The organism is Brevundimonas sp. EAKA (assembly GCF_000698025.1).
GTDB classification, from domain to species: Bacteria; Pseudomonadota; Alphaproteobacteria; order Caulobacterales; family Caulobacteraceae; genus Brevundimonas; species Brevundimonas mediterranea_A.
Map to the genome: position 1 here is coordinate 1 of NZ_JMQR01000135.1, position 7,655 is coordinate 7,655.

Annotated in this window: 7 protein-coding genes; 4 read left to right on the forward strand and 3 right to left on the reverse strand. The window is 70.0% G+C overall.

Annotation, left to right across the window (positions count from 1 at the left end; translation table 11 throughout):
- Positions 1–66 precede the first annotated feature (66 nt).
- Positions 67–1,812: a homoserine dehydrogenase gene (locus ER13_RS14630; protein WP_035310387.1), complete on the forward strand. Its 1,746-nt coding sequence runs from the start codon at positions 67–69 to the stop codon at positions 1,810–1,812.
- Positions 1,813–1,815: 3 nt separating this feature from the next.
- Positions 1,816–2,772, forward strand: coding sequence for a homoserine kinase (thrB, locus tag ER13_RS14635; RefSeq protein ID WP_035310389.1), 957 nt, complete (start codon positions 1,816–1,818; stop codon positions 2,770–2,772).
- A gap of 421 nt (positions 2,773–3,193) precedes the next feature.
- On the opposite strand, the gene ER13_RS14640 is transcribed toward thrB, so the two are convergent.
- Both ER13_RS14640 and ER13_RS14645 read right to left on the reverse strand, forming a co-directional pair.
- On the reverse strand, positions 3,194–3,595 hold the full coding sequence (locus tag ER13_RS14640) for a hypothetical protein (protein ID WP_008264108.1): 402 nt from the start codon (positions 3,593–3,595) through the stop codon (positions 3,194–3,196).
- Between the two features lie 169 nt (positions 3,596–3,764).
- On the reverse strand, positions 3,765–4,529 hold the full coding sequence (locus ER13_RS14645; protein WP_008263626.1) for an SDR family oxidoreductase: 765 nt from the start codon (positions 4,527–4,529) through the stop codon (positions 3,765–3,767).
- Positions 4,530–4,747: 218 nt separating this feature from the next.
- Between ER13_RS14645 and ER13_RS14650 the strand changes: the two genes are divergently transcribed.
- A complete protein-coding gene (locus tag ER13_RS14650; RefSeq protein WP_035310390.1) occupies positions 4,748–5,056 on the forward strand; it encodes a CsbD family protein in 309 nt (102 codons plus the stop codon).
- A 47-nt stretch (positions 5,057–5,103) separates the two neighbouring features.
- Here ER13_RS14650 and thrC read toward each other — a convergent pair whose 3' ends face one another.
- Complete coding sequence (gene thrC, locus ER13_RS14655; RefSeq protein ID WP_035310391.1) at positions 5,104–6,486, reverse strand: threonine synthase; 1,383 nt, start codon at positions 6,484–6,486, stop codon at positions 5,104–5,106.
- Positions 6,487–6,674: 188 nt separating this feature from the next.
- Between thrC and ER13_RS14660 the strand changes: the two genes are divergently transcribed.
- A complete protein-coding gene (locus tag ER13_RS14660) occupies positions 6,675–7,622 on the forward strand; it encodes a retropepsin-like aspartic protease (protein ID WP_035310393.1) in 948 nt (315 codons plus the stop codon).
- Positions 7,623–7,655 lie beyond the last annotated feature (33 nt).

Genomic DNA, 7,655 nt, shown 5'->3' on the forward strand with positions numbered 1-7,655 from the left:
AGTGGTGCGTCGGCGGCGTAGGTTGTGTATAAGGGCCAGCCTCCCGAACATCCCCGAAAACCCCCAATGCCCGCCCCCCCCGCCGTCGTAGAAAAACCCGAGACCCCCGACCCCAGCGGCCGGCCCGCCGCAGCCGCCGCCGAAGTGGTGGTGCTGAAGTTCGGGTCGTCGATCCTGCGCAGCCCGGCGGAGGCGCCGCTCGTGGCCTCGGCCGTCTATGGCCATGTGCGGGCGGGGCGCAAGGTGGTGGCGGTGGTCTCGGCCTTCGGCGGGGCGACGGACCAGATGCTGGGCGAGGCGCGGGCGCTGGGCCTGGCCCATTCCAACGACCTGCTGCCCGGCTATGTGGCCCTGGGGGAGGAGAAGTCGGCGGCGCTGGTGGCCATCGCCTGCGACCGGATCGGCCTGGACGCCTGCGCCCTGTCGGTGCGGGAGCTTGGCATCGTCGCCGAGGGCGAGCCGGAGCATTCGCGTCCCTGCGGCCTGCGGCCCGACCATCTGAAACAGGCGCTGGACCGGCACGAGGTGGTGGTGGTGCCCGGCTTTGGCGCCGTGCGGCCGGACGGGCGGATCGCCCTGCTTGGGCGGGGCGGGTCGGACCTGACGGCGGTCTTCCTCGCGGCGGAACTGGGCCTGAAGAAGGTGCGTCTGGTGAAGGATGTCGACGGCCTTTACGACCATGATCCGAACGATCGGACGGCCCCGGCCCTGCGCTATCGCCGGGCGTCCTGGGACGTGGCGCGCAAGCTTGGCGGCGCCCTGGTCCAGCACGACGCCATCGATCTGGGCGAGAGCCGGGGCGTGGAGATCGAGGTCGCGGCTCTGGATCGGGCCGACGGCACGGTCATCGGCAAGAAGTCGGCCCCGCCCGGACCGGCCCCGGCCCTGCCGCCGCTGAAGGTGGCGGTCGCCGGCTGCGGCGTGGTGGGCGGCGGGGTACTGGCCCGGCTGCTCAGCGACCCGCGCTATGACGTGGTCGGGGTGCTGGTGCGCGATCCGAAGAAGGTCCGAGACGTCGCCTGTCCCCAGTCCCTGTTCACCGCCGATCCGGCCGTCCTCTGGGCCAAGAAGCCGGACATCGTGCTGGAGGCCCTGTCGGAAGGCGAGGCGGGCCATGCGGTCATCCGCGCCGCGCTGGAGGCCGGCTGCGACGTGGCCAGCGCCAACAAACAGGCGGTCAGCCGCGATCCCGGCGGCCTGCAGGACCTGGCCAAGGCCCATGGCCGGCGGATCTTCTGGTCGGCCTCGGTCGGGGGCGGCGCGCCGATGATCGAGACGGTGCGCGCGGCCCGCGCCGCCGGCGAGGTGGTCGGGTTCGAGGCGGTGCTGAACGGCACGGTCAACTTCATGCTGGAGCGGCTGGGCGACGGCGCGGCCTTCGCCGAGGCCCTGGCCGACGCCCGGGCGGCGGGCTTCGCCGAGGAGGATCCGTCGGCGGACCTGGAGGGGCTGGACGCCGCCGCCAAGGTGCGGCTGCTGTGCCACGAAGCCTTCGGCCGCTCGCCCGAGGGCGAGGTTCCGCGCGACCACCTGAGCGAGGCCACATCGGCCGACGGCGGGGTGCGCCAGATCGGCGCCGCCCATCTGAAGGACGGGGTCATCGCGCCATCGGTCAGGCTGACGGGCGAACACGGCGACCCGCTGTTCTCCAGCCTGCGCGGCGAGGGCAATGCGCTGAAGGTTTACGGCGCCGACGGTCGGGTGTGGCGCTGCCGGGGCCGGGGCGCCGGCCGCTGGTCCACGACCGAGAGCATCATGGCCGATCTGGCCGAGATCGTGCGCGCCCGCCGCGCCGACGCGGGCCTGAACTAGGCCATGGCCGTCTTCACCCCCGTATCGCTGGACGAGGCCAGGCGGTTCCTGGCCGGCTACGACCTGGGCGAGGTGGCCGAACTGACCGCCATCGCCGAGGGGGTGGAGAACACCAATTACCGGCTGGAGACCCGGCAGGGGGCAGCCCGCCGGCGGTTCGTCCTGACCCTGTTCGAGGCGCGGACGGACGAAGCGTCGCTGCCGTTTTGCCTTGGGCTGACGGCCCATCTGGCGGGGCGGGGCTTTCCTTGTCCGACCCCGATCGAGGACCGGTCCGGCGGCTGGCTGGGGCGGCTGAACGGCCGGGCGGCGGCGGTGATCGAGTGGAAGACCGGCGCCTGGCTGCTCCACCCGTCGGAAGCCGATCAGGCGGCGGCGGGGGCGGTGCTGGCGCGGCTGCACCAGACGGCGGCCGGGTTCGCCGGGCGGCGGGAGAACCCGGTTGGTCCGGCCATGTGGCGACGGCTGGCGGACCGGTGCGCGGCGGGGGCCTCGGGCGAGGACCGGGCGCTGCTGGACCAGGTCGAGGCGGCGCTGGCGCGGCTGGATGATCCGTTTACGGATGATCTGCCCGTCGGGCCGATCCATGCCGACTATTTCCCCGACAACATCCTGTTCGAAGAGGGGGCGGTGTCGGCGGTGATCGACTTCTATTTCGGCTGCACCGGGCCGCTGGTCTACGATCTGGCCATCGCCCTGTCGGCCTGGGGCTTCGACGCTGAGGGCCGACCGATGCCCGACGCCCTGGCCGCCTTCCAGCGCGGCTATGAGGCGGTGCGGCCGCTGAGCGAGGCCGAGCGCGCGGCCCTGCCGCGACTGGGCGAGGCGGCGGCCCTGAGGTTCACCGTCACCCGCCTGCACGATCGCATCTTCCACGACCCCTCCAAACTGGTCACGCCCAAGGACCCGGCGGTCTTCCTGCGTCGCATGGACCACTGGCGGGCGCTGGAGACGGCCTGATTAGACTCAAAAAATGGAGTCTATTTTCGTCCAGTGTTTCGCGCGGCGGTGAAATTGCACCGGGCGGAAAAGACGGTGCAATGTGCAAAGTGCAGTTTCGCCGGGGCGGCTGGGGTTCAGTTCTCAAAGACCGTGCGAGGAGTATGGCACGGTTTTGAAGGGCGTTAGGTTGAAGCCTGTTTCAGGCGCCAGGGCGCTGAAAATGCGCACAGTGTGGTCGCGGAATTGGGATAGCTGACAGCTCCGGTCCTGCTCACGCTTCGACTTCAATCTGTCTCCTCCCCGCTTGTGGGGAGGGGCCCCGAGGGGGTGAAGGGGCTCTTTCCGCGCCACCGAATCCGAGTTCAGAACCCCTCCGTCACGGCGCCGACGAGGCTCGCGCCACCTCCCCACGAGGTCGGAAGGAGACCTTGGAAGAGGGTCACCCTTGTCCGGGATTGGGCAGGCAGGCGGGGTCGACAATGTCCTGGTCCTGGACGCGATAGCCGCCCAGATCGTCCCGGACGATCAACAGGGCTTTCTGAGTCCTGTAGCTCCCGCTATTCAGCGCCTGATCATAGAAGCAGGCAACGACGCCGTCGGGCGTGGATCGCAGTATTTTCAGGCCGAGCCGCCATCTGTTGCCCGTCCGCTGCAAGCTGGCGACATCGTCTTCCACCGTCAGATTCGAGAAGGACCAGTCGGCGGGACGTCGCAGGCCTTCCGCTCGGGATGGGCCCGTCGAGTTCCGGAAGGACGTCAGGTCGAGACCTTGAAGAATCTCAGCCGCAGAAGGCGCGGCCTGAACAGATATGAAGGCCGCTACGGCGGCGGGGAACAACATGGCCAAGGTTCCTGATCGCCGCGAACAGGCGGCTTTGCATGTTGTCCGATCTTCCGGATTTGACAAGTTCGATGAACTTTGGCGGCCCGGCCTCGCGTCGGGCCCCACCCGCTTCGCTGCGGGCGCAACCCCTCCCCTTGACGGGGAGAGGCGATCAACACGGGCCCGATCAGGTCCGGCAAATCGACACGCCGCCGTCCACCAGGGTCGCCGTTCCGGTCATGAAACTGGAGGCGTCGGAGGCGAGGAAGGCGGCCGCGCGAGCGATTTCTTCGGGTTGGGCGATCCGTTTGAGGGCGTAGAGCCCAGATATGAAGTCGAGGGCTGCGGGTGTGTCGGCAACGCTGCGGCCCATCGGGGTGTCTGCGCCGCCACAAACAAGGGCGTTGGCGCGGATCTTCTGCGCACCGAATTCGGTTGCGACGACCTGGGTCAGACCGATCAGTCCGGCCTTGGAGGCGGCATAGGCCGCCATGCCCGGAAATCCGACGGTGTGGCCGACGAAGGTCGAGGTGAAGATGATCGAACCGCCGCCGCGCGCCTGCATGGCGGGAATCTGATGCTTGGCGCACAGAAAGGCGCCGGTCAGGTTGACGTCGAGAGCGTCGCGCCAGCCGGAGACGGACAGGTCCGGCGTCGGCGCCATCTCGGAGAGGATCCCCGCGTTATTGAAGGCGATGTCCAGGCCGCCGAACCGGTTCTTTGCCGTCTGGACCATGGCGACGGCCGTCGCTTCGTCACGGACGTCGCCGACGACCGAGACCGCTTCGCCGCCTACGGCCTCGATCATCGTGACCAGGTCGGCGAGTTCGGCGTCACGACGGCCGGAGACCACGAGCTTGGCGCCGAGCGCGGCGAACAGTCGGGCGGCGGCGTGACCTATGCCCGAACTGGCGCCCGTCACGACGGCGACTTTGTCTTTGAGCTGATACATGGAGAATTCTCTTTGCAAATGAAGGCTGCCCCCCGCAGTCGTCGGGTCAGCTGGATTTTGCACCGAGCGCCTGGCGAAGGCTGGCGGGAACCGGCTGTCGGATCGAAAAGCCGAACAGCCGCGCCTGCGCCGCCTTGTCGCTGGAACGGAAGCGGGTTCCGGGATTTTCTTGGTTACGCGGCCATGAGGGTCGCGCTCCCCGAGGACGAGATTTCAATATGACCGACGAACGGATCGAGGGCGCCGCGTATGAGGCGACCGGTAAGACTAAAAAGGGTTTCGGCAAGCTGGTCGGCGACCAGAAGCTGCAGGTCGAGGGGGCGTTCGAGGACGCCAAGGGCCGGTCGCTGGACACCTTCGGCAAGGCGATGGACGCGGTGGATCGGCTGGTCGAGAAGACCCCGGTCGATTATCGCGACAAGGCGCGGGCCGTGGCCGGCGAAGCGCGCAAGCGGCCGCTGGTGACGACCCTGTCGGTGGCGGGCGTCGGCCTGATGCTGCTCGGGATGCTGACGCGGCGGCGGTAGGTAATAAAACGCTCTCCCTCCCCCTGCGGGGGAGGGAGATTTATGGGTCAGCGCGCGCGGACCGCGGCCAGGGCCGCGTCCATCGTGCCGTCGATGATCGTCATCCGCTCGGCCTGGTCGCCCAGGGCGGCGATGACGGGCGCGGGCTCGGGTTCGAAGCCGAGGACGGCGGAGACGAAGGCGCCGAACTTGGACGGGTGGGCGGTGGACAGGGCGACGACCGGGCCGGTCGAGCGATCGACGCGGCGGGCGGCGGCCAGCGCAACAGCCGTATGCGGGCAGACGACGCGGCCCCAGGTCTCATAGGCGTGGGCGATCTCGGCGCGGGTTTCCATCTCGTCGACCGAGACGGCCGAGACGGCGGCGCGCAGGGCGGCCAGCAGATCCGGATCGAAGGCGACGGCGCCGTCGCGGGCGAAGGTTTCGAACACCGTGCGGGTGCGGTCGCCGTCGCGGCCGGTCGCCTCATAGACCAGGCGCTCGAAGTTGGACGGGGCCTGGACGTCCATGGAGACGCTGCCGCTTTCGATCGCGGGACGGCGTGAGTAAATCCCGTCATTGATGGCGCGGGCCAGGGCGTCGTTCTGGTTCACCGCCGCGACGAAGCCGTTGCACGGCAGGCCCATTTTCGTGGCGGCGATGCCGGCGAAGGCGTCGCCGAAATTGCCGGTGGGGACGACGAAGGTGGCCGGGCCGCCCAGCTGGGCCGTGGCCGAGACATAATAGGGGATCTGGCCCGCCAGCCGGGCCCAGTTGATCGAATTGACCGAGGACAGACGGCCGCGTTCGCGCAGGGACGCCTCGGCCAGCAACCCCTTCACCAGACGCTGGCAGTCGTCGAAATCGCCGCGCACGGCGAGGTTCAGCACATTGTCGGCCTGGACCGTCGTCATCTGCTTGCGCTGAACCGGCGAGACGCGGTCCAGCGGATGGAGCACGACCAGATCGACCGACTGGGCGCCGGCGAAGGCGCGGACGGCGGCGGCGCCGGTGTCGCCCGAGGTGGCGGTCAGGATGGTCAGACGCTCGCCCGAGGCGGCCAGGGCCTCGTCGGTCAGGGCGGCGACCAGTTGCATCGCCAGGTCCTTGAAGGCGGCGGTGGGGCCGTGGAACAGCTCCAGCACGAACAGGCCGGGCTCCAGCTCGACCAGAGGGGTGACGGCGGGATGGGCGAAGCCGGCGGCCAGGCGGTCCAGGGCGCGGTCGAGCGCGCCGGCGGGCAGGGCGTCGCCGATGAAGGGCGCGACGGCTTGCAGGGCGATGGACTTGTAGTCGGCGGTCGCATCCCAGGCCGAGGGCGACAGGGTGGGCCAGGCGGCCGGCATATAGAGGCCGCCGTCGGGGGCGATGCCACGCAGCAGGGCGTCGGCGAAGTCGGTCTCGGGGGCCTGACCGCGGGTGGAGACGTAACGGGCGCTGGAGGTGCTCATGATGGTCTGGTCGTAACCAGCCGGGGCGGCGTCGTCACCCGGTTTCTGGTCGTTCGGGGGAGGAAATTGTCGGGTGGGCGGCGAAGATGCGCCCGTGCGACAAATTCATGCCGCCTGGGCGCTCGGGCGTGCCCCTGCGACCATCGTCCCCGCTGGCGCCTGAGCGCGGGACGGTCCATGTCTGGGGGATGAGACGACGCGATCTTCTGATCCGGCTGGGCCTGGTCGCCGGCGCCGTGGGCGGGGCCTGGTGGCTGCGCGACCATGTGTTGTGGAAGGCGCCGGGCGTCGGGTTTCCGGCGGACGGCGCGTCGGGCTGGCTGGATTACGCCGCACGCCGCGCCGTCACCCCGACGGTCGCCGTGACGGTCAACGGAACCCCGGTGCGGGCCCTGGTCGATTCCGGCGCCCAGTATTCGGTGATCGACCGGTCGTTGGTCCAGACCCTGGGGCTGACCGATGTCTTCAATATTCCCATGGTGGCCTACGGCGTCGGGGGCGAGCCGCAGATGGGACGGGGCGCGGCCCTGGATGTCGAGGTCGGGCGGCTGAGGCTGGACGGGTTGCGGGCGGCGATCCTGGACCTGGGGCCGCTGGCGGGCGATCAGGGGCTGGGGGCGCCGCTGATCCTGGGTCAGGACGTGCTGCGCGAACTGGTGCTGGAGCTGGACACGGGGCGACGGCGGATGCGGTTCCTGAAGCACGAGGTCTGGACGCCGACCCCGGACATGGCCGCCGTCGCCGTGACCCGGGCGGGCAAGGCCTTGCAGGCGGGGATCACGGTCGAGTGGGCGACGGTGGAGGCGGTGATCGACACCGGCGCCTCGGCCGTTCTGGCCGTGACGCGCGAGACGGCCCAGGCGGCGGGCCTGCTGGACGGGCGTGAACGGCGGCCGGGGCAGAGCCTGGTGCTGGGCGGGGTGGTGCGGGCCGAGGCGGTGACGGTCCGCACACTGACGTTCGCCGACGAGCTGTACCGCAATGCGGAGGTGGCCATCTATGACGACGTGCCCGTGCCGGGCTTTCCCAAGGCCCTGATCGGCATGGGGGCGTTCGAGGATCGGCGGCTGGCGCTGGACCTGGGCGGGCCGCGCCTGTTCATGTCGCGGCCCCTGGGGATCACGGGGGGAGAGTAGAAGGGAAGCTCTCCCTCCCCCTGCGGGGGCTGG

Excerpts from the sequence above, each read along its gene's own strand:
- thrB (WP_035310389.1), top strand. The coding sequence starts at position 1,816 with ATGGCCGTCTTCACCCCCGTATCGCTGGACGAGGCCAGGCGGTTCCTG.
- thrC (WP_035310391.1), bottom strand. The coding sequence starts at position 6,486 with ATGAGCACCTCCAGCGCCCGTTACGTCTCCACCCGCGGTCAGGCCCCC.
- ER13_RS14640 (WP_008264108.1), bottom strand. The coding sequence starts at position 3,595 with ATGTTGTTCCCCGCCGCCGTAGCGGCCTTCATATCTGTTCAGGCCGCG.
- ER13_RS14645 (WP_008263626.1), bottom strand. The coding sequence starts at position 4,529 with ATGTATCAGCTCAAAGACAAAGTCGCCGTCGTGACGGGCGCCAGTTCG.
- ER13_RS14660 (WP_035310393.1), top strand. The coding sequence starts at position 6,675 with ATGAGACGACGCGATCTTCTGATCCGGCTGGGCCTGGTCGCCGGCGCC.
- ER13_RS14650 (WP_035310390.1), top strand. The coding sequence starts at position 4,748 with ATGACCGACGAACGGATCGAGGGCGCCGCGTATGAGGCGACCGGTAAG.
- ER13_RS14630 (WP_035310387.1), top strand. The coding sequence starts at position 67 with ATGCCCGCCCCCCCCGCCGTCGTAGAAAAACCCGAGACCCCCGACCCC.